The 20,701-nt window shown below is 48.9% G+C and carries 14 protein-coding genes; 8 read left to right on the top strand and 6 right to left on the bottom strand.

The features are described 5' to 3' along the window. Positions 1-154 precede the first annotated feature (154 nt). Positions 155-1,756, top strand: a complete 1,602-nt coding sequence (gene odhB, locus WBJ53_RS10310; protein ID WP_338876023.1) for a 2-oxoglutarate dehydrogenase complex dihydrolipoyllysine-residue succinyltransferase — start codon at positions 155-157, stop codon at positions 1,754-1,756. A 260-nt stretch (positions 1,757-2,016) separates the two neighbouring features. Here the strand turns inward: odhB and gpmI are convergent, their stop codons facing one another. The 6 genes from gpmI to WBJ53_RS10340 form a co-directional block, all read right to left on the bottom strand. Beyond that, the gene (gene gpmI / locus WBJ53_RS10315) at positions 2,017-3,588 is read right to left on the bottom strand and encodes a 2,3-bisphosphoglycerate-independent phosphoglycerate mutase (RefSeq protein WP_338876024.1); all 1,572 of its coding nucleotides are present in this window, start codon (positions 3,586-3,588) and stop codon (positions 2,017-2,019) included. Between the two features lie 71 nt (positions 3,589-3,659). Continuing rightward, positions 3,660-4,166, bottom strand: a complete 507-nt coding sequence (locus WBJ53_RS10320) for a low molecular weight protein-tyrosine-phosphatase (protein WP_338876025.1) — start codon at positions 4,164-4,166, stop codon at positions 3,660-3,662. 71 nt (positions 4,167-4,237) lie between these two features. Then, the gene (locus tag WBJ53_RS10325) at positions 4,238-4,549 is read right to left on the bottom strand and encodes a septum formation initiator family protein (RefSeq protein WP_338877177.1); all 312 of its coding nucleotides are present in this window, start codon (positions 4,547-4,549) and stop codon (positions 4,238-4,240) included. 87 nt (positions 4,550-4,636) lie between these two features. Continuing rightward, positions 4,637-5,917 carry a phosphopyruvate hydratase gene (gene eno, locus WBJ53_RS10330; protein ID WP_338876026.1) on the bottom strand — a complete coding sequence of 427 codons (1,281 nt, stop codon included), beginning with the start codon at positions 5,915-5,917 and terminating at the stop codon, positions 4,637-4,639. A 225-nt stretch (positions 5,918-6,142) separates the two neighbouring features. Next, positions 6,143-7,732 carry a D-aminoacylase gene (locus WBJ53_RS10335; RefSeq protein WP_338876027.1) on the bottom strand — a complete coding sequence of 530 codons (1,590 nt, stop codon included), beginning with the start codon at positions 7,730-7,732 and terminating at the stop codon, positions 6,143-6,145. Positions 7,733-7,907: 175 nt separating this feature from the next. Continuing rightward, positions 7,908-8,408 (bottom strand): DinB family protein, encoded by a 501-nt coding sequence (locus WBJ53_RS10340; protein WP_338877178.1) that lies wholly within the window; start codon positions 8,406-8,408, stop codon positions 7,908-7,910. 153 nt (positions 8,409-8,561) lie between these two features. Here WBJ53_RS10340 and WBJ53_RS10345 point away from each other — a divergent pair, with 153 nt between their 5' ends. From WBJ53_RS10345 to WBJ53_RS10375, 7 genes are all read left to right on the top strand, one after another. Continuing rightward, positions 8,562-10,508, top strand: coding sequence for a M1 family metallopeptidase (locus tag WBJ53_RS10345; RefSeq protein WP_338876028.1), 1,947 nt, complete (start codon positions 8,562-8,564; stop codon positions 10,506-10,508). A gap of 58 nt (positions 10,509-10,566) precedes the next feature. After that, entirely contained in the window at positions 10,567-11,058 is a 492-nt protein-coding gene (locus WBJ53_RS10350) for an NADH-quinone oxidoreductase subunit C (protein WP_338876029.1), read from the top strand. 165 nt (positions 11,059-11,223) lie between these two features. Then, entirely contained in the window at positions 11,224-11,814 is a 591-nt protein-coding gene (locus tag WBJ53_RS10355; protein ID WP_338876030.1) for an RNA polymerase sigma-70 factor, read from the top strand. 134 nt (positions 11,815-11,948) lie between these two features. Then, positions 11,949-13,202 (top strand): FecR domain-containing protein, encoded by a 1,254-nt coding sequence (locus WBJ53_RS10360; protein ID WP_338876031.1) that lies wholly within the window; start codon positions 11,949-11,951, stop codon positions 13,200-13,202. Positions 13,203-13,379: 177 nt separating this feature from the next. Further along, positions 13,380-16,877, top strand: a complete 3,498-nt coding sequence (locus tag WBJ53_RS10365) for a TonB-dependent receptor (protein WP_338876032.1) — start codon at positions 13,380-13,382, stop codon at positions 16,875-16,877. Between the two features lie 46 nt (positions 16,878-16,923). Further along, positions 16,924-18,456 carry a RagB/SusD family nutrient uptake outer membrane protein gene (locus tag WBJ53_RS10370; protein WP_338876033.1) on the top strand — a complete coding sequence of 511 codons (1,533 nt, stop codon included), beginning with the start codon at positions 16,924-16,926 and terminating at the stop codon, positions 18,454-18,456. Positions 18,457-18,625: 169 nt separating this feature from the next. Next, positions 18,626-20,665, top strand: coding sequence for a hypothetical protein (locus tag WBJ53_RS10375; protein ID WP_338876034.1), 2,040 nt, complete (start codon positions 18,626-18,628; stop codon positions 20,663-20,665). Positions 20,666-20,701 lie beyond the last annotated feature (36 nt).

Consider the following 20,701-nt stretch of genomic DNA (forward strand, 5'->3'; position numbering starts at 1 on the left):
GTTTGGAGTAGATGGAATGTGGTTTATGGTTTATGGTTTACGGTTTATGGTTGCTCTGCTCATTTAGGTTTTGAACAAGCAGCGCAACCATAAACCATAAACTGTAAACCATAAACTATAAACTGAAAACCACAGACTGAAAACTTGATAAAAAATGGCCGTTGACATGAAAATCCCTCCAGTAGGGGAATCTATTACCGAAGTTACTGTTGGCACCTGGTACAAGAAAGAAGGTGATCATGTGAAAATGGACGAAGTCCTTTGTGGGCTCGACTCCGATAAAGCCACGTTTGAATTAACGGCCGAAGCCGATGGTATTCTTCATATTCTGGCCCAGGAAGGTGACGTGCTGCCGATTGGTGCCAGCATTTGTACCATTGACGATGGTGGCTCAGCGCCTACCGCTGCTCCCGCCGAGCCCGCGAAAACTGAAGCGCCTAAAGCTGCTCCTGTAGCCGAAGCAGCACCGGTTCTGCAATCGGTAGCGGCACCTGCGCCTGCAGCAACATCGGGGGGCAGTGTAGTTGAAATGAAAGTTCCGGCCGTTGGCGAATCCGTGACGGAAGTAACCATTGCGTCGTGGAGTAAGAAAGATGGTGATCAGGTCGCCCTCGACGAAGTGCTATGCGAACTGGAATCTGACAAGGCTACCTTTGAATTGCCTGCCGAAGCCGCTGGAACTCTTCGGATTGTTGCCCAGGCCGGGGAAACGTTGCCGATTGGTGCCCTGATTGCGAAAATTGAAACTGGTTCGGCTCAGCCAACGGCTACATCGCAGCCTGCTCCCGCCCAGCCTACTCCGGCTGCACAGTCTGCCGAAGCATCCAGCAACGGACAGAATGGCTATGCCGCTCATTATCCTTCACCTGCTGCTGCTAAAATTCTGGACGAAAAAGGAGTTAGCGCTCAGCAGGTAGAAGGCTCCGGTGTTGGTGGTCGTATCACGAAGGAAGATGCACTAAAGGCTGCTCCTGCACCAGCACAGCCAGCACCTCAACCGCAGGCACCAGCACCAAAACCTGCCGCGCCCGCACCGGCACCGGTAGTAACGGGTGGCCGGAACCAGCGTCGCGAAAAAATGACGTCGCTGCGCCGGACAATTGCCCGCCGACTGGTGGCGGTTAAAAATGAAACGGCCATGCTGACTACCTTCAACGAGGTAGATATGAAGCCGGTCATGGATCTGCGGAACAAATACAAAGACAAATTCAAAGAGAAACATGGTGTGGGCCTCGGCTTTATGTCGTTCTTTACGAAAGCCGTTTGTACGGCTCTTAAAGATTTCCCTGCCGTTAATGCTCAGATCGATGGCGACAGCATTGTCTACAATGATTTCTGCGATATTTCGATTGCTGTTTCAACCGAGCGCGGCCTTGTAGTGCCAGTTATTCGCAATGCCGAGCAGATGAGTTTTGCCCAGATCGAAAAAGAAATTGTACGCCTGGCTGGTCTGGCCCGCGATAATAAGCTGACCATTGATCAAATGACTGGGGGTACTTTCACCATTACGAATGGTGGTACGTTTGGTTCTATGCTCTCAACACCGATAATCAATGCACCTCAGTCGGCCATTCTGGGTATGCATAATATCGTTGAGCGTCCGGTTGTGGTAAACGGCGAGATTGTTGTTCGTCCCGTTATGTACGTTGCGTTATCGTATGATCACCGTATCATTGATGGTAAAGAATCGGTTAGCTTCCTTGTTCGTGTAAAACAAATTCTGGAAGATCCAGCCCGTCTGTTACTGGAAATGTAATTTGATATTTTTTAATACAAAAAAGCCCCGCAGTGCTGCGGGGCTTTTTTGTATTAAGAGCTAGGATATTGCCACAGGGGAATTGCTTCTTATGTGCTCCGAAAGAAAGGCAAGAAGGATGTCTTTTTCAGGAATACCCGCATCAACTAAATCAACACTGTTAGATTGATACGATGCATATCGTTTAACTAGCTCCTGAACGGTTTGCCTATATTGGTTGATCGGACTATGATGCTACTAATCTTTGGTTGCCATTCTCTTTACTCATTAATCAAACTCACGCCCGTCATTTCTGGCGGTTGCGGAATGCCCATAAGCTGAAGAATCGTAGGAGCAATGTCGGCAAGCTTTCCGTCGTTGAGCGTCGGGTGGTAATCGTTATCGACCAGTATACAGGGAACCAGATTCGTTGTGTGTGCCGTGTTGGGCGTACCATCGTCGTTCATCATATATTCTGCATTTCCATGGTCGGCGATAATAATTGCAGAATAGCCGTTCGCCAGAGCAGCTTCCGTTACGGCCTGAGCACAGGCGTCGGCGGTTTCGGCTGCTTTAACAACTGCTTCAAATACGCCCGTGTGCCCTACCATATCGGTATTGGCAAAATTCAGACAGATAAAATCAGTTTCAGCTTTCTGAAGCTCAGGAATGATGGCATCACGAATGTCGAAAGCCGCCATTTCGGGCTTCTGATCGTAGGTTTTAACGGGAATTGTTGTCGGATTGCCTTGCTCATCGTAGATAGTCATTTCTTTCGGTGAAGGACATAAAAGGCGTTTTTCACCCGCAAATGGCTCTTCGCGACCTCCCGAAAAGAAGAACGTAACGTGCGGATATTTTTCCGTTTCGGCAATGCGAATCTGCGTACGACCCGCTCCGGCAATGACTTCGCCCAGCGTTTTTTCCAGGTTGTCTTTGTCAAAAATGACCTTTACGCCCGTAAATTCACTGTCGTAGTTAGTCATGGTGATGTAATCCAGCGACAGTTTCTTCATGCCCTGATCAGGGAAATCTTTCTGAGTCAGCGCCTGGGTTATTTCGCGGCCACGGTCGGTGCGGAAGTTAAAACAAAGCACTACGTCGCCCTCTTCAATAACGGCCACTGGCGAGCCATCGGCTTTTGTCAGAATGATTGGCTTTACAAACTCATCGGTCACGCCAGCGTCGTAGGAAGCCTGCAATGCTCCAATCGCATCGAGAGTTGGCTGCCCAACGCCATTGACCATGGCATCGTAAGCAACTTTTACGCGCTCCCAGCGGTTGTCGCGGTCCATGGCATAGTAGCGGCCTACTACACTGGCTAGTTGCCCCGTTGTGCTGGCCATATGAGCCTGCAGATCGGTCAGGTAACCAACGCCACCTTTGGGGTCTGTGTCGCGTCCGTCGGTAAAGGCATGCACAAACACGTTGGTTAGGCCATGGGCATTGGCTATTGATAGCAAGCCTTTCAAATGATCGATATGAGCATGAACACCACCATCTGAAACAAGACCGATGAAATGGACTTTTTTACCCTGCTCTTTCGCATAATTGAGAGCATCGACCAGCACCGGTTCGTTGTCGAGCGTATGCTCTTCAACAGCTTTGTTGATTTTTACCAGGTCCTGATACACGATCCGACCCGCTCCCAGATTCATGTGGCCTACTTCTGAATTACCCATTTGACCAGCGGGCAGACCAACTGCCAGACCTGATGCTTCCAGTGTGCTGTGAGCATAGTTCGGGTATAGCGAGTTTATAAACGGTGTATTCGCTGCTTCGATAGCCGACACGTCGGGCTTTAAGGGAATTCCCCAACCGTCGAGGATGATAAGGATGACTTTTTTGTTCATAATATGTTGAATTATTGAATGATTGAGTTGTTGAATGATTGAATAGAACTACAATTCAATCATTTAACAATTCAATCATTCGATAAAGACTTAAACTGATGTTGCTGATCCAGATAGGTAAGAAGCTGGCGGCAGCAACGTGAAACGATTTGATAGACTTCTTCAAAAACTTCGGGGCCTTCATAGTATGGATCAGGCACATTGGGCTCGTCGCTAACGTCGGGGTCAAATTCGCGAAGCAGAAAGATGGTATCGTTGGTATATAATCCAGTGCTACGGTAGTTTAACTTCTCGATAGCTTCCAGATTTTGCTCATCCATCGCTACGAAATAGTCGAACTGAGCCAGATCGTCGCCTGTCATACGGCGGGCGCGGTGTGTGAGTGTCAGGCCGTGTTCGAGGGCATTGGCGCGGGTGCGGTGGTCGGGGAGCTGGCCAATATGATAAGATGCGGTTCCGGCCGAGTCGCAGGAAACAAAATTACTCAGCCCTGCTTCTTCAACCTGCGTCCGAAAAACTCCTTCGGCTACTGGCGACCGACAAATATTGCCGTAACAGACGAAGAGTACGTTTATCATGGGCAAAGGGCAGAAGGCCTGGAGCTTAGGGCAGGGAGGGATACTCTATGCCCTAAGCTCCAGGCCCTTCGCTATTTCTCAATGGGATTATTATTTTCGTCGACAATAACGAAAATATCTTCGGTTGGCTTTTTCATCAGGTACTTCTCCCTGGCGAATTTTTCGCGCAGCCGATCGTTGCCTAATACTTCTTTCCGCTCAGTTTGTATTTGCCTGATTTGAGTTTGATAGAACTCCGCTTCGTTTTCCAGTTCATGAAGTTTCCACCAGTTACTGATTTGGGTTGGAAGATCATTTGCATCAAAAAAAGTCATCCAAACCAGTAGCCCCAGGCCAGTGGCAACATAAAAATTGCGGAAGTATGAGAGCAAACGGCTGAACATGGCTTGGGGCAGGGAGGGCATGGAGCGGGGAGGGCTTGGGGTAGGGTGCGTTTGTTACCCCATGCCCCAAGCCCTTCGCCCAGCGCATTAAAATTTCAGACCTGGGAAGTAAGCGTTTTCGCCTAATTCTTCTTCAATACGAAGCAACTGGTTGTATTTCGCCATCCGGTCGGAGCGGGAAGCCGAACCCGTTTTGATCTGACCCGTATTGAGGGCAACGGCCAAATCCGCAATGGTAGCATCTTCGGTTTCGCCCGAACGGTGCGACATGATGTTTTTGTACGAATTCCGTTTCGCCAGATTTACCGTATCGATGGTTTCGGTGAGCGAACCGATCTGGTTTACTTTTACCAGTACAGCATTCGCAATACCTTCATCAATACCCTGCTGCAGACGTGTTACGTTCGTTACGAACAGGTCGTCGCCGACAAGCTGGGTTTTATTGGCTTTCAGCAGATCGGTTTGTGCTTTCCAGCCAGCCCAGTCATCTTCGGCCATCCCATCTTCAATCGAAAGAATTGGGTATTTGTTAACCCACTCTTTCCAGTAGCCAGCCATTTCCGACGATGTCAGCTTGTCGCCGGTCGATTTTTTGAAGTGATAAACACCTTCTTCGGCATTGTAAAATTCCGACGACGCAGCATCCATTGCAATCCAAACGTCTTCGCCTGGGCGATAGCCCGCTTTCTCAATAGCCTGTAGAATGGTCTGGATCGCTTCTTCGTTCGATTTGATGTTTGGTGCAAACCCACCTTCGTCACCAACGTTGGTAGCCATTCCCATACTTTTCAGAACTTTTTTCAGGGTATGGAAAATTTCGGTTCCCCAACGCAGCGCTTCCGAGAAACTTGGCGCATTGGCTGGCATTACCATAAACTCCTGAAAGTCAATGGAATTGTCGGCATGAGAGCCACCGTTCAGAATGTTCATCATCGGAACCGGCAGTGTGTTGGCATTAACACCGCCAACATACCGATATAGAGGAAGCCCCGATTCCTGAGCGGCTGCTTTGGCAACGGCCAGCGATACGCCCAGAATGGCGTTGGCCCCCAGGCGACCTTTGTTAGGCGTTCCGTCGAGTTCGAGCATAATTTTATCGATCATGTTCTGCTCGAAAACCGAAATACCAACCAGTTCGGGGAATATCAGATCGTTAACGTTTGATACCGCTTTCAGTACGCCTTTACCGACATAAATTTTCGGATCGTCGTCGCGGAGTTCAACCGCTTCATGGGACCCCGTAGACGCGCCTGATGGGACAGCCGCACGGCCCAGAAAACCATTTTCAGTCCGAACGTCTACTTCGACTGTCGGGTTGCCACGCGAATCCAGAATCTGCCGGGCATGAATGCTTTGAATGGTACTCATCGCAAAGAATAAGAAGGGTTAACAACGAAAAAGCCAATTTTTTCGGCCATGACTACCAAGTCATTAGGCTGATTGGCAAAACCGCAGCAAAGTAACAAAATACGGGGCAAAAGTTTTAGTATAGCTATGGATTTAGGACATTGGATGCTGGAAATTGGACATTAGTAAAGTCAGTGCGGGTTAATTTATTCAACAAGCCAGGTCTCGTAGCCAGTAGTTAGCTTCCTACTTCCCATAACCCGGCCCCATCAGTAGCTGGCCAGGACGTTGGCCGGTATGTTTGCTGTTTTCGACTACGGGGGTGCCATTGACCAGCACCCATGAGATACCGGTCGTGTAGGCATGAGGCTGTTCGTAAGTGGCACGATCAGAAACGGTTTTTTCGTCGAACAGAACAATGTCGGCCGCATAACCCGGGCGCAATAACCCTCGATCGGCCAGCCGAAAGCGCTGGGCAGGCAGCGAGGTCATGCGCCGGACCGCTTCTTCGAGCGGAAGCACGTGGCGCTCGCGTACATAACGCCCCAATACCCGCGCATTGGTACCGTAGGCGCGTGGATGTGGCATTCCCGAACCTAGTTTGGCAACACCCGCGTCGGAGGCTACCATTGTGTTAGGATAGCGCAGAATGTTTTCAATGTCCGTTTCCGACATGGTGTGATAGACCATCTGAATACGTTTCAGTTTAGCTTGCTCCATCAGGTCCATGATCAGATCGGCTTCCGTTTCGGCAGAGTTTTTTCGCCCCAGTTTCTGATTGATTTTGCTTATGCTTAAGCCATTGAATGTCGTATCGGGTTTGAAGCTGGAAACGACCGCGTATTCATAATTTGGGCGCAGGTTCTTCGTTAGGCCATCCAGCATTTCGCCCCGAATTTTGGTACGGGCAGCCGGATCATGGAAGCGGGCCAGCACAGCCGAATCACCATCGGCCAACGCCCACGACGGTATGATGCTTTCGAGCGATGTGCTGGAAGCAGTGTAGGGATATTGATCGACCGTTACGTCGAGCCCTTCGCGACGGGCCGCTTCGACCAGCTCTACTGTTTCGGTACTTTTTCCCCAAAGCGGTTTGCTGGCTACTTTGAAATGCGAAATCTCGACGGGTATTTTGGCCTCCCGACTAATAAGAATAGCTTCTTCTATGGCCTGTTTCACATTTTGGCCTTCGTTTCGGATGTGCGAAGCGTAGAGCCCTCCATAGCGCGATGCTTTTTTTGCCAGATTGACCACTTCGGGCGTTCGGGCATAAGTGCCGGGTGTGTAGATAAGCCCCGTCGACAGGCCAACGGCCCCATCTTTCATCGCTTGTTCGATCAGGGCTTCCATTTCGGCCTGTTCGCGGGGGGTGGGCTCGCGGAATGCCATTTTCATGACTTTCATTCGAACCGTATTGTGGCCAATCAATGACCCAACATTAATGGAAATTCCCTGTAAACGAAGCGAATCGAAGTAAGTACGCAGATTAGGACTTGAACCACCACAGTTGCCGGTGATTACTGTGGTGACACCATCATAAATGAAATTAGGGGCTTCGGGCTGAGCTTCCAGGCTGCCTTCTACGTGTGCATGTACGTCGATGAAACCGGGAGCTACAATAAGTCCACTAGCGTCGATGATGCGTTTGGCTTGTGACGGGTCGATGGTGCCAACCTGTACAATCCGGCCATTTTGCACCGCAATATCGGCATACATCCAGGGGTTACCCGTACCATCGACAACCCGCCCGTTTTTAATGACAAGGTCATACGATTGGGCACCGACAAAATGGGACAGAAAAAGAAATAGACTAAGAAAGAAATAATGGTGCTGCATCAGCTTGTAGAGGAAGTTAAGAAACGGCAATTGGTTATCAATATGGCCGTTTTTTTGCTTAAAATCAAATTCTCTACAAAGCCATGATTGTTGTTATGAACGAACATGGACAAGTCGATAACCCGGCCCCAGCGATGGCTGGTCAACTGGGGTACGGTTATCGACTCGTATCATTTTAGTTAAACGATGGTTCGTCGGCACTTGGGCCATAGCTGCCCGGAATTGGAACATTGAGCAGCCGTAGAAAAACGCCTAACTGGGCACGGTGATGTACAATCTGGCAGAGCGCCATACGGATTACTTCGTGCCTGGGCGATACGCTATAGACCTGATCGCCATTGCGGAGTGTCCAGGGTTTGTTAAGGACCGCTTCATTGTCGGCTACTAACTGCGATTTGCCATTTTCAAGGCAAGTCTCAAAATACGACAACAATTCGTCCGTGTTGTTAATAAGCGGTTCCTGATACGGGTTTTTCGCAAAATCGAGTTCGTCGGTTGTTAAGGCTATGGTTGCCCAGGTAGGCAAATCGGCAATGTGCGTTGCCAGCCGCCGAATGGTCATGCTTTTTTCGTGCGGTTGGAAGTCGTACTTGTCGTTGGGAATACGCTGTAGCATTTTGCGGGTTGTTTGTGCTTCCTGCTCCATTTCCTTCAAAAACATGGGGATCAGTTCCATAGGATTGTTCATTCGTTTATTGATGAAACAAAGGTAGAACCAGCCTATGACAGCCCTATGTCAGTAGCTTTTGCGACTTGCCCACAGAATCAACCAAAAATTTCATTTACCTTGCACTAGCGCCTGTTGTTGCCCGGAAATTACCTCTGATCTATGAAGCAATTGCTGTTTCTTGCCCTAATCTCTACTGCAATTACGGGTTTTGTCCGAGCGGCTACCCCTATTTTCTCAACACCCCTGAGCCCTCGATTAGCCAACTATCAGATCGATGTAAAACTAGATCCGATCTCCAAAAAACTCGATGGCCGCGAAACGCTGACGTGGCGAAATCCATCGGATGAGGTGATTCGGGAGTTGCGGTTTCATTTATATCTGAATGCATTTCGGAATGATCAGTCGACGTTTATGCGCGAATCGGGCGGGCAGTTGCGAGGTGACCAGATCGATCGAAATTCGAAGGATGATCCGTATGGGTATATGGAGGTGGTGTCGATAAAAACCAATGGGGAAGCACTAGCCTATGAATACGTTCAGCCCGACGATCAGAATAAAGACGATCATACGGTAATTCGTGTTCCACTGAGTAAACCCGTGGCACCGGGCGAAACCATCAGACTCGCTATTAATTTCCGGGCTAAGCTGCCCAAAATTTTTGCCCGAACGGGCTTTAGCCGCGACTTTTTTCTGGTTGGCCAGTGGTTTCCTAAAATTGGAGTGTATGAACCTGCCGGAACCCGGTATGCCAAACAGGGCCAATGGAATTGCCATCAGTTTCATGCACACTCCGAATTCTACGCCGACTATGGTGTTTACGACGTCAATATCACGACGCCTAAAGACTACTGGGTGAGTGCCACGGGACTGTTCCAATCGGAAAAAATGCATGCTAACGGCACCAAAACCATTCTGTATCACGCCGAAGATGTGGTTGATTTTGCCTGGACGGCGTCACCGCATTTTCAGGTCGTAAACGACACCTGGAAACGCCCCTCGGGTGGAACCGTAGCTATCGAACTAGTCATGCAGCCGGAGCATCTGCATCAGGCGCAGCGACATCTGGATGCCGCTAAAGCTGCACTGGCGTATTTCGATAAACACATGGGCAAATATCCGTTTCCAAACCTGACCATTGTTGACCCACCCTTGCACGCCAGCGGATCGTTTGGTATGGAATACCCAACCTTCATCACGGCCGGAACGGCCTGGTTTTTACCCGCCGGTGCCCGGTTCCCCGAACTGGTAACGATCCATGAATTTGGCCATCAGTATTTTATGCAACTGATTGCCTCCAACGAATTCGAAGAGGCCTGGCTCGACGAAGGGTTCAACCAGTATTACGAAGGTCGGATTATGGACGAAACCTATGGCATACGGTCGTCGCAAATTGATCTGTTTGGCTTTAAGATGGGCGATATGGAAAGCTCCCGCGATAGTTACGTACATCAGGACAATCCGGCCATTGGATCGTCGTTTGGCAATACCTGGCAATTGCCCGATGGTCAATATGGTGTGTTGACCTATTCCAAAACGGCAACCTGGCTCAAAACACTCGAAGGGCTGGTTGGTCGCCCTGTACTGGATGAGATCATGCAGACATACTTTATCCGCTGGAAATTCAAACATCCTGATGCCGACAATTTTATTGCGATTGTGAACGAAGTTGTGGGCAGGCGGCTCGGTACCAAATATGGCCCGAACATGAACTGGTTTTTTGAAGAAGCACTATATGGCGACCAGGTTGTTGACTATGAATTGATCTCGATTAAAAACCGCAGACAGAATGGTGTTCTGCAGGGCGTCGTAACGGTTCAGCGAAATGAAGATGGCAAAATGCCGGTCGATGTGCTGGTGCATTTCGATAATGGCAAAGAACTGATGCTGTTCTGGGATGGCAAAGCCCGGCAGCGTCAGTTTGTGCTGACCGAAAATGCAAAAGTGCTATGGGCCGCCGTTGATCCGAAGCAGAAGATTTATATGGATACCAACCTCAACAATAATAGCCTGACGCTTGAACCATCGTCGGCTCCGGCTGCTAAATTTGCAGCTAAGTTTCTGTTCTGGATCGAAAACTGGATGCAGTGGCTGGCCTGGCTGGCATAAGTGGGGTTGAAACCTAAAAGTGAACCATGTTGAGGCCGTTTAGCCTCAGTTCTGAACTATGACGTTTAGCGAAATTGCCGATATTCTTACAGCAGAGTTCGGTCCTGACATTCAGTATAATGCGCAGGCGATTCAGCCTTTTCTGACAGTGCCTGCTTCAATGGTGGCCGATGTTTGCCTGTTTCTGCGCGACGACGAACGCCTGTTCTTCGATTTGCTGGCTTGCATTACGGCCATCGACAATGGACCTAAGGCCGATACAATGGAGGTGATCTATAACCTCACATCGATTCCTTATGAGCACAATCTGATGATGAAAATAACTGTGTCGCGAAAGACGGGTGCGAAGCAGTTACCCTCTGTGCCGAGTGTGGCCCATTTGTGGCGCACCGCCGACTGGCACGAGCGCGAAGCATTTGACCTGGTTGGTATCTCGTTTGGGAATCATCCCGATCTGCGCCGAATTTTGTTACCTACCGATTGGGTTGGTCATCCGCTTCGGACCGATTACCGCGAAGAAGACCAGTATCATGGTATAAAGACAAAATGAAACTTCGTTAAAAGTAGCGTAGCATTAGCTGCTTACAGGTAACGTAAGCGAGGTTTTTTTGTGCGTTTTTTGCTGTAATTGAATTATTTGCAGATTATTTATTCGATATTTGCTACTGTGCAAGCTAGTAAGTTGACAGAATTGGTTTAGATCGACAGTCAAACAATGGGTGTTATACGGAAAATGCATTCGGCGGAAGGCAGTTCAGTTGACGGCCTGAACCACCCGGAACTGGATTCGCTGTTCCGGGAATTTTATAACCGCCTGGTGTACTTTTCGTTTCAAATAATTCGGGATCAGGCGCAGGCGCAGGATATTGTGCAGGATGCTTTCATAAAATACTGGCAGGAGCGGGATTCGGTTGTACCTAATAAAGTGGCCATAAAAAATTACCTCTATAGCTCGGTGCGTAATGCCAGTCTGAACAGCATTCGGCACAATAGAGTGGTCGATGATTACATACAGCAGCAGGGACAGACCGAACCTGAAGAACTTCCCGTTATCGAATCAATCATTTCATCGGAGGTGATCGCCGAAATTCATTCGGCGATCGAAGCCCTGCCCGAACATTATCGGATCATCTCCGAAATGAGCTATCTGGAAGGTAAAAAAAATCAGGAAATAGCCGATGAACTGGGTATGTCGGTCAATACCGTTAAAAAACAGAAATATCGGGCGCTGGAATTGCTTCGATTGCGGCTTACACCCGAATTGTTAGGGATTTTGATTCTGCTTGACTCTATTGATATTTTTTGATTCTGTTGGCTATAAGGGTATTATAAGTCCCAATTAGTCGCCTTGCCTTCTTTTCGGAGAAAAAAATCTTAAAAAGTTCTAGTCTCTTTATCCCGTTTTACCTCTCAGGTGTCTCTATAGTGTAAAGCAGCAGTATGGAGGATTATAGCAGCTATTTTGAGCAGGCCGAACTGATCGTAGGCTATCTGAAAGGAGAACTAACCGATCAGCAAAAAGCGGAACTGAACGACTGGATTGCTCAGAGCGATCGAAATAAGGCGTTGTTCGAAAAATTGACGAGCGAAGATGCTGTTCAGCGTGAGCTTGAGCTACTGGCATCGTTCGACAAAGAGGCTGCCTGGGAACGAATTGTTGCCGCAACGGATTATGATAAACCAGTATACACTACGTATATAGGTTACCGTTGGATTAAATATGCTGCTGCTGCACTGGTTTTGGTTGTATCGGGCCTGCTAGGCTACCGATTTCTGTATAAATCAGAACCCGTTAAACAGGTTGCTCAACAGCCCGCGGACGTTTCGCCTGGAAGCGACAAGGCTATTTTGACACTGGCCGATGCCTCACAGATTATCCTCGATGATGCTACCAATGGCGAAATTGCCCGACAGGGCGGAATAACCATTACTAAAACAGCAGATGGACAACTGGTTTACGATGCTTCGAGGCTGGCACCATCAGGCACCACTGAAAATGCATCGAAACTGGTTTATAACACCATAACCACGCCACGGGGCGGCAAATTCCGGATTGTTTTGCCCGATGGGAGCAGGGTTTGGTTAAATGCGGCTTCATCACTTACTTATCCAACAGCGTTCCTGGAAAATACGCGTAAAGTGGAGTTGAAAGGTGAGGCTTATTTCGAAATTGCCCATGCCAACGATGTCCACCGAAAAGCCATGCCATTTCTGGTCGTAACGGTTGGGCAGGTTGTCGAAGTGCTGGGCACACACTTCAACATTAATAGCTATTCCGATGAGAATAGTGTGAAAACTACCCTGCTCGAAGGGAAAGTAAAGGTTACCCGGACGCATACGAAATCGATCGAACATAAAGCAGAGCAGGCGGCTTTGGTGCTTAAACCGGGGCAGCAGGCACAACTGGATCTGAATAGTCGGGCGAAGCTGAATTTAGTGGCGAAAGTCGATCTGGAAGAAGCTGTGGCCTGGAAAAATGGACAGTTTCAGTTTAAAGATACCGACCTGCCCACCATTATGCGCCAGATTTCACGCTGGTATGATGTTGAAGTCGATTTTCAGGGGAAAATTCCCGAAACCAAGTTCAGAGGAAAGATTTCGAGGGATGTGCCCCTGTCACAATTTTTTCAAATTCTTCAGTTAAGTGGTGTGAACTTTAAAATAGAAGGACGAAAAATTATCGTTAAAGCCTGATCGAACCGGTCGGGCTGGGCAAGGCCCGGTCCGACTCCAGGGTGTTCAGACATAAAAAAGCCGGAATGTGTTGCGAGCACTTCCGGCATAAAGTCTGAGACAGTCTGTCTGCTAACGCAGAGAAGAAAAAACTGTTGACGTACAAGTTTTTATCAAATCCCAAACCCTTACAAAAGTATGAACTATTCTACTTTTAACCTACGACTATGCCTGGCAAAGTCGTGGGGGCAGTTGAGTAATCGGGCAATGTCCTGGTTAACGGGCATCAGTCCCGGACTGAAACGAAAATGGATTATGCGGCTTAATTTTATCAGCATACTCTTATTGGCTTCCTGTCTGCATATTTATGCGGCTGGCTATAGTCAGCGCATAACGATAAATGAACGAAATGCTCCTCTCGAAAAAGTACTGGATAAGATTGAAAAGCAGAGTGGTTATTCGTTCTTTTTTCAGACCGATTTGCTGACAAAAAGCAACAAGGTGTCGTTGCATATTAAAAATGCGACCATCGAAACGGCACTGAACGAATTGTTCAAAAACCAACCGTTAAGCTATTCTATTGTTAGTAAGACAATTGTTATTAAACGAAAAGAAGACGCTGGTTCAGCCAGAACTATTTATTCGACAACGCCCGCGGCTACTGAGCCCCGGTCTGGTTTGAGAGCCGATTCGCGGTCGGAGTTCGATAAGCGAATTGCCGAAATTCTGATCGATAAAGTGCCTCATTTCAAGCATGTGTTTGTGCCTATTACGGGTAGAGTCGTAGATGAAAAAGGGGAAGGACTTCCGGGAGTGAGCATTGTGATAAAAGGAACTCAGAAGGGGACAACGTCTGACCCGACTGGCCAATTCCGACTGGATGTACCCGACAAAAATGCAACGCTGGTATTTAGCTTTGTCGGCTACGAAAGCCAGGAAGTACCCATTGGCAACCAGTCTACCCTGAATGTCACCATGAAAGTGAGCGAGAAAGGCCTGCAGGAAGTGGTGGTAGTGGGCTATGGCGAACAGCGCAAAAGCGATGTTACGGGCGCAACCAGCACTGTATCGGCCAAAGAAATTGCCAAACGACCGCTGGTGCGCGTAGAACAGGCTTTGCAAGGTACCACATCTGGGGTTGTGGTAGCTAGTAGCAGTGGTCAGCCGGGGAAAGGGCTGAGCGTGCGCATTAGAGGATCGAACTCAATTACAGGCTCAAATGAACCGCTATATGTAATCGACGGCTTTATCAATGGCAATATCGAATCGCTGAACCCGAACGACATCGAATCACTGGAAATCCTGAAAGATGCTTCGGCAACGGCTATTTATGGGTCCAGAGGCTCGAATGGGGTCGTGTTGATCACAACCAAATCGGGGCAGGAAGGGAAGGCAAAAGTAAACTTCAGTACCTGGTTCAGCCGGGCCAGTGTTCCCCGCGAACTGTCGCTGATGAATGCCTATGATTTTGCCCGTACGGTTAACACGCAGTTTGCATCGACGGGGAATGCCCCCGCTTTTTCGGACGATCGGCTACAGGCACTCAGAGCCAGTGGTGGCACCGACTGGCAGCGCGAACTGCATCAGGAGCCTATCATTCAGAATTATCAACTCGATGTGTCGGGCGGTTCTTCGGCGTTTAAATATTTAATATCGGCCAATTATCTCGATCAGCCCGGTTTAATTCTGAATCAGTATTACAAGCGGGCTACGCTGCGGGCCAATATCGACGCCAAAATCAATAACAAGATCAATCTGAAGTTTAATCTGGCTACCGTGTTGCCCCAGAGCCGCAACAACAACTACGCCGGTGATTTGACAGACCCCTTCACGCAGGCTACCGAATGGGACCCTACGTCGCCGGTTCGTGACCCCGCAACGGGTGCGTTTATCCTGACGGCTCCGTATGCGTCGATCCAGTACAATCCGGTTGCAAGGGCTTCGAGTCAGTACGACGATAGCCGGAATACAAATATTGCCGGAACGGGCATTCTGACTTATCAGATTCTGAAAGGATTGACGTTTACGACCAATACGACGTATCAGGTGTCGTCGCCGTTTAACCAGACTCTTTTCGGGCCCGGCACTGGCAACGGGGTGTTGTATGCCCAGGTGAATGCGTCGCGCAACTGGAATTTTCAGAACAGTAACTTCCTGACCTACAAAGGCGATTTTGGCGATCATGCCGTAACCGTAACGGCTTTGTACGAACAGCAGCAGGGGCAGGGTATGTCGGTAAATGCCCGCGCCAACAGCCTGTCGACCTATGCGCTGGGTTATTACAATTTAAGTTTAGGAACGTCGCAGCAAACCTCGTCGGGTTATTCGGCCGATGCGTTGCAGTCGTACATGGGTCGGGTCAACTACGCCTATAAAGACAAATATTTGTTAACAGCCAGTGTCCGGACTGATGGCTCGTCGCACCTGACACAGAAATACAGCACCTTCCCGTCGCTGGCCTTGGGCTGGAATCTGGCCCGAGAGTCGTTTATGCAGAATTCAAGACTGTTTAATGACCTGAAATTACGGACTAGTTATGGTCAGACAGGTAATCAGGCGGTAGGGGCTTATGCCACCATTGCACAGATCACCACTGGGGGCACCCAGCCAGCCTACTATTACGATGGGTCAACGCCAAGTGTAGCGACGCCTTTAGGGGCACCGGTGTCGAGCAGCCTGAAATGGGAAACCACTTCGCAGTACGACGCTGGTATCGATGCCGCCATGCTGAACGGACGGTTACGGCTAACGATTGATGCCTACTACAAAAAGATTTCGAACCTATTGTATAGCTATCAGGCACCCTTTTACCTGGGTGGTGGCAACTACCTGCGGAACATTGGTAGTGTCGAAAACAAAGGGCTTGAATTTTTGCTGACGGGAACCCCTATCGCTACGGGTAAACTGCGCTGGACCAGCAATTTCAACATCTCGTTCAACCGCAACAAGGTTCTTGATCTGGGTGGTCTCGACAATGTAATCGTCAATGGGGTTGGATCGGCATTGAGCAACGCGTCGATTTTGCGGGTAGGCCGTCCGCTAGGTGAATTTTATGGTTATAAATTCCTGGGCACCTGGAAAACCAGCGAAGCTGATCAGGCAGCACAGTATGGCATGAAACCTGGTGATGCCAAATACGTAGATGTGAATGGTGATCATGCCTATACAGCCGACGACCGGATGGCAATCGGCAACGGTACACCGAAGTATTCGTTTGGGTTTATCAATGATTTCAGCTACGGCAACTTTACGCTGAGCTTCATGTTTCAGGGCACCCACGGCAACCAGATTTATTCGCAGACGCTGGCCTATCTGTGGGGCGGCCTGGGCGATCAGCGGAACGCTACCACTACCGAAGCACTGAACATCTGGACTCCGCAGAATCAGACCGACAATCCGGCTTTCAGCAACACCAGCAAGAACTTTAACAACAGCAGCCGGTACGTCTATAATGGTAGTTATACCAAGCTAAAAAACCTGTCGCTTACCTACCGTTTGCCTGAAACACTCCTGAACAAAGCCAAAGCGCGTAGCCTGGAAGTGTATGTGAGTGGTCAGAACCTGTTCATGATCACCAAATATCCGGGATACGATCCCGAAGTGTCGAACGGCACGAATGCGATTACGCAGGGACTTGAAATGGGCGTTATTCCGAACCCAAGAACCTATACGCTGGGCCTACGCCTGGGGCTGTAATCCGTGACCTGTTTGTACGATTTAGACTTCTTTAAGAAACAGAATCATGAACACTACCTATTTGCTATCACTCGCATTCCTCATTATGATTCTGGCCGGTGGATGCCAGAGCCTTAAGGAGGACCCGAAAGCTAGTCTGACCCCAATTACCTATTTTAAAACCCAATCGGATCTGGATGCGTCCGTATCCGCTATCTACATTCAGTTTGCCCGCGATGGGGCCTGGGGTTTTACCAATCGAAGTACGTCATATTTCGGCTCCGACGATTTTACTACCGATCCGGGTCTGAACAAAGAAGATTTTCGACTGTTCGACCGGTTGAGTGGCGGCAGCGGAAACGCCAGTCTGGTGGCGCAATGGCAAGGGCCGTGGCAGGGAATTTATCAGGCCAATAACGTGATTGCCAACTATGCCAAGGTAAATTCGACCGATGAACTGAAAAACCAGGCGGCCGGGCAGGCCTATTTTCTGCGAGCGCTTGGCTACTACTATCTGGTTCGGACGTTTGGCCCGGTGCCCATCATTCTGACCCAGATCGACGTGAACGATCGACCGCCAAGAGACCCAGTCGATAAGGTGTATGCAGCCATTATCAGCGACTTACAAAAAGCAAAGGCAATGTTGCCAACATCGTTTCCGGGGCAACCAGGTAAAGCAAACCAGATGGCGGCCCGGTCGTTGCTGGCCGATGTGTACTTAACCATGACCGGCTGGCCAATGAATCAGGATAGTTATTATAAACTGGCGGCTACGGAAGCTGATTCGGTGATGAAATCGGGCCAGTATAATCTGAATACGCCTTATGCTACCGTATTTACGACCAATAACAGCACGGAGTCGATCTTTGGGTTTCAGTATAACGTAAGCGGTGGGTTGCCCCTGCGGAGCTCGGGGTCGTCGTCGGTTCCCCTCGATGAGATTGCTACCAATGGGTCGAGCGGCTGGGACGATTATTATCCGGAAATTAACTTCTACAAGGCGGCACCTAACTGTACGCGTACCGATGCTACGTTCTACACGACCCTCAAACTGCGGCAGCCCGATGGCAAAACATTTAAGCTCGTACCCTGGGATTCGCCCGAGACGCATGCTGGTCATCCGTACTACAAAAAATTCCGGGCCGGTCTGAATGGCGATGGTGTGTCGGAAACCGAAACGGTTATTAATTCGATCAATCCAAGTACCAATAAGGTATACGATGTTATTCGGTATCCGCAGGTGTTGCTGGCTTATGCCGAAGCTTCAGCAATGGCAAACGGCGGCCCAACAACGGCCAGCTACGATGCCATCAACCAGGTTCGGAAACGGGCCGGTTTGCCTAATCTGACCGCTGGATTATCGGCAACTGCGTTCCGCGATTCGGTTGTATACGAACGGGCCTATGAGTTTGCGGGCGAGTTCGGCGTGCGCTGGTTCGATATTGTTCGGCTCCAGTTGCTTCCGCAGATCATCGCTAAACGGAGTCCGCTGGAAAATCCGATTCCGGCCAATGTGAATGTCAATCAGAAATATCTGGCCCCAATTCCGGTGAACGAAATGGCCCGGAATCCCGACTGGAAACAGAATGATGGATACTAAGCTATTCTAAACCTCTTTAACCAGCCTTCCCGGAAGCTTCCTGCTCTCGGGAAGGCACAAGATAATTTTTATTCATAGGTTAGGTAGGAAAGCATGGTAGAGCTTCTACTATGCTTTTTATAAGCCTGAGTCATAATTTGTGCGAAGAAGAATTGTTAAGCCAGCAAAAATGAATACTATAGAAGAGTATAATCCGCCCGTCAGAAAAACCTCCCGAAGGATCATACTCTTCAAACTAATCAGTATTCTCTTCTCGCTGCTGATCCTGTGTTTTTTGGAAGTGCTATTGCGGGTAGTTGGCTATGGCTATGACATGAGTCTGTTTGTCGATTATCCTGAAAATGGCGAGTTTCTCGTTCTGAACCCAAATGCGTCGAAGAACTATTTCCTGAATCAGAAAATTGCCACAACGGGTAATATAGAACCCTTTAAAAAGAAAAAAGACCCGAATACCTGCCGCATTTTCGTGCTCGGCGAATCAACCACAATTGGCTATCCTTATTTTCATAACGGGTCGTTTCATCGCTGGCTACAGTATCGGTTAACGCATACGTTTCCTGATAAAAACTTCGAAATCATTAACCTGTCTCTAACTGCGGTAAACTCGTATTGTGTACTGGGATTTGCCAGAGAGGTTGTTGAGTATGAGCCCGATGCGGTTCTGATTTATACGGGGCACAACGAATATTACGGAGCATTAGGTGTTGGCTCAACGGAGCAGATTGGCGGAAGTCCTTCGCTCGTACATAGTATTCTGAAACTGCGTAAACTTCGGCTGGCGCAGTTGCTGGTCAACACCTATGAACACGCTCGTCATTTAATAACTCCGGATGGGCAACCGTCGGGCGGTACGCGGATGAAGCTGATGGTGGCCGAGCAGCAGATACCCTATCAGTCGGAGCTATACGAACGGGGCGTTGAGCAGTTTAGAGCCAACATGGACCAGACACTGGGTTTGCTCAATGAACATACTATTCCTGTTTTTGTCAGCAACCTGGTCAGTAATGAAAAAGATTTAAAACCGTTCGTCAGTTTTCCGGTCGATAGCCAGAAATTTCCGGGCTTTGTCCAGAATTATTCGCGCGGTGTTGCGGCCTTTAATCGACACGATTATTCGTTGGCTTATACCTTTTTCAAGGCTGCCAACCAGAGCAATAATACGCACGCATTGTGTACTTTTTACCTGGGGAAAACCGCGTATGAACTGGGTAACTTTGGCTATGCCAAAGCCTATTTTGCCCGAGCCCGCGATCTGGACGGATTGCGTTTCCGGGCACCGGGTTCGCTAAACGGCATTATCGAGCAATTGTGTAGTACCTACAAGACCGCGCATTTGGTTGATACTAAAGAGGTTTTTGAAGCCCATTCAACCAATAAATTAATTGGCGATGAGCTGATTCTGGAGCATGTTCATCCCGATTTGATGGGGTATGCGTTGCTGTCAGAAGCGTTTTATACGAGCCTGAAAGCCGAAAATTTTATTTCGCCCGATCCTGAAAAGGAAATGAGTTTCGAACAACTGTTGCACAATATGCCCATTACAAAAGTCGATTCGCTTGCTGGTATCTATAAAGTGGCAAACCTGAAACGGAACTGGCCATTTAAGGAGGTCATGAAAGCCGATTCGTTTTCGGTCACAACGGTAGAGGAAAAGCTGGCATACGATCTTACATTTCGGCAACTGCCCTGGCTGGATGCGCTCAGCGATTTGTATGACCACTACATGCGCAGTCGGCAACTGGCCAATGCGCGAAAAGTGCTGGAAACCTTAGTGCTGGAATACCCGACCGATGCGCGCTATGCCGAAAAAGCGGCTATGCTCAGTGGTGAACTGAAAGACGAAGAAACGGCTGTTTTCTACTTCAAAAAGGCGTTTGCGCTGGCTCCATCGTTCGATAGGGCAAGGTACCTGATTGCGCTTACGCTCCAACTCGACCGACCGCAGGAAGCAATGCCCTATCTCGATTATGCCATTCAGCATAACACGACGCAGTTTAATCTGGGCTTAGTTCGCGGGTACGCCGAGCGGGTTATTGAGCTTAAACGGGCTTACCAGCGCGACTCAGCTAATTTAACCATTCTCAATCAAATTGCCGACGCTTACTTCCGGATGGATAATAAAAGCGTAGCAACCCGATATGTTCAGAAAGTTCTGAAAGTAGATGCTGATAATCAGGGTGCTTTATCGCTGATGGCGCATCTTCGCTAACTGTCAGTGTACAATGAGCACACGCAACAAACAAAC

Source organism: Spirosoma sp. SC4-14 (assembly GCF_037201965.1).
Lineage (GTDB): Bacteria > Bacteroidota > Bacteroidia > Cytophagales > Spirosomataceae > Spirosoma.

Excerpts from the sequence above, each read along its gene's own strand:
- WBJ53_RS10320 (WP_338876025.1), bottom strand. The coding sequence starts at position 4,166 with ATGATAAACGTACTCTTCGTCTGTTACGGCAATATTTGTCGGTCGCCA.
- WBJ53_RS10345 (WP_338876028.1), top strand. The coding sequence starts at position 8,562 with ATGAAGCAATTGCTGTTTCTTGCCCTAATCTCTACTGCAATTACGGGT.
- WBJ53_RS10340 (WP_338877178.1), bottom strand. The coding sequence starts at position 8,408 with ATGGAACTGATCCCCATGTTTTTGAAGGAAATGGAGCAGGAAGCACAA.
- WBJ53_RS10350 (WP_338876029.1), top strand. The coding sequence starts at position 10,567 with ATGACGTTTAGCGAAATTGCCGATATTCTTACAGCAGAGTTCGGTCCT.
- WBJ53_RS10355 (WP_338876030.1), top strand. The coding sequence starts at position 11,224 with ATGGGTGTTATACGGAAAATGCATTCGGCGGAAGGCAGTTCAGTTGAC.
- WBJ53_RS10325 (WP_338877177.1), bottom strand. The coding sequence starts at position 4,549 with ATGTTCAGCCGTTTGCTCTCATACTTCCGCAATTTTTATGTTGCCACT.
- odhB (WP_338876023.1), top strand. The coding sequence starts at position 155 with ATGGCCGTTGACATGAAAATCCCTCCAGTAGGGGAATCTATTACCGAA.
- gpmI (WP_338876024.1), bottom strand. The coding sequence starts at position 3,588 with ATGAACAAAAAAGTCATCCTTATCATCCTCGACGGTTGGGGAATTCCC.
- eno (WP_338876026.1), bottom strand. The coding sequence starts at position 5,917 with ATGAGTACCATTCAAAGCATTCATGCCCGGCAGATTCTGGATTCGCGT.
- WBJ53_RS10370 (WP_338876033.1), top strand. The coding sequence starts at position 16,924 with ATGAACACTACCTATTTGCTATCACTCGCATTCCTCATTATGATTCTG.
- WBJ53_RS10375 (WP_338876034.1), top strand. The coding sequence starts at position 18,626 with ATGAATACTATAGAAGAGTATAATCCGCCCGTCAGAAAAACCTCCCGA.
- WBJ53_RS10335 (WP_338876027.1), bottom strand. The coding sequence starts at position 7,732 with ATGCAGCACCATTATTTCTTTCTTAGTCTATTTCTTTTTCTGTCCCAT.
- WBJ53_RS10360 (WP_338876031.1), top strand. The coding sequence starts at position 11,949 with ATGGAGGATTATAGCAGCTATTTTGAGCAGGCCGAACTGATCGTAGGC.
- WBJ53_RS10365 (WP_338876032.1), top strand. The coding sequence starts at position 13,380 with ATGAACTATTCTACTTTTAACCTACGACTATGCCTGGCAAAGTCGTGG.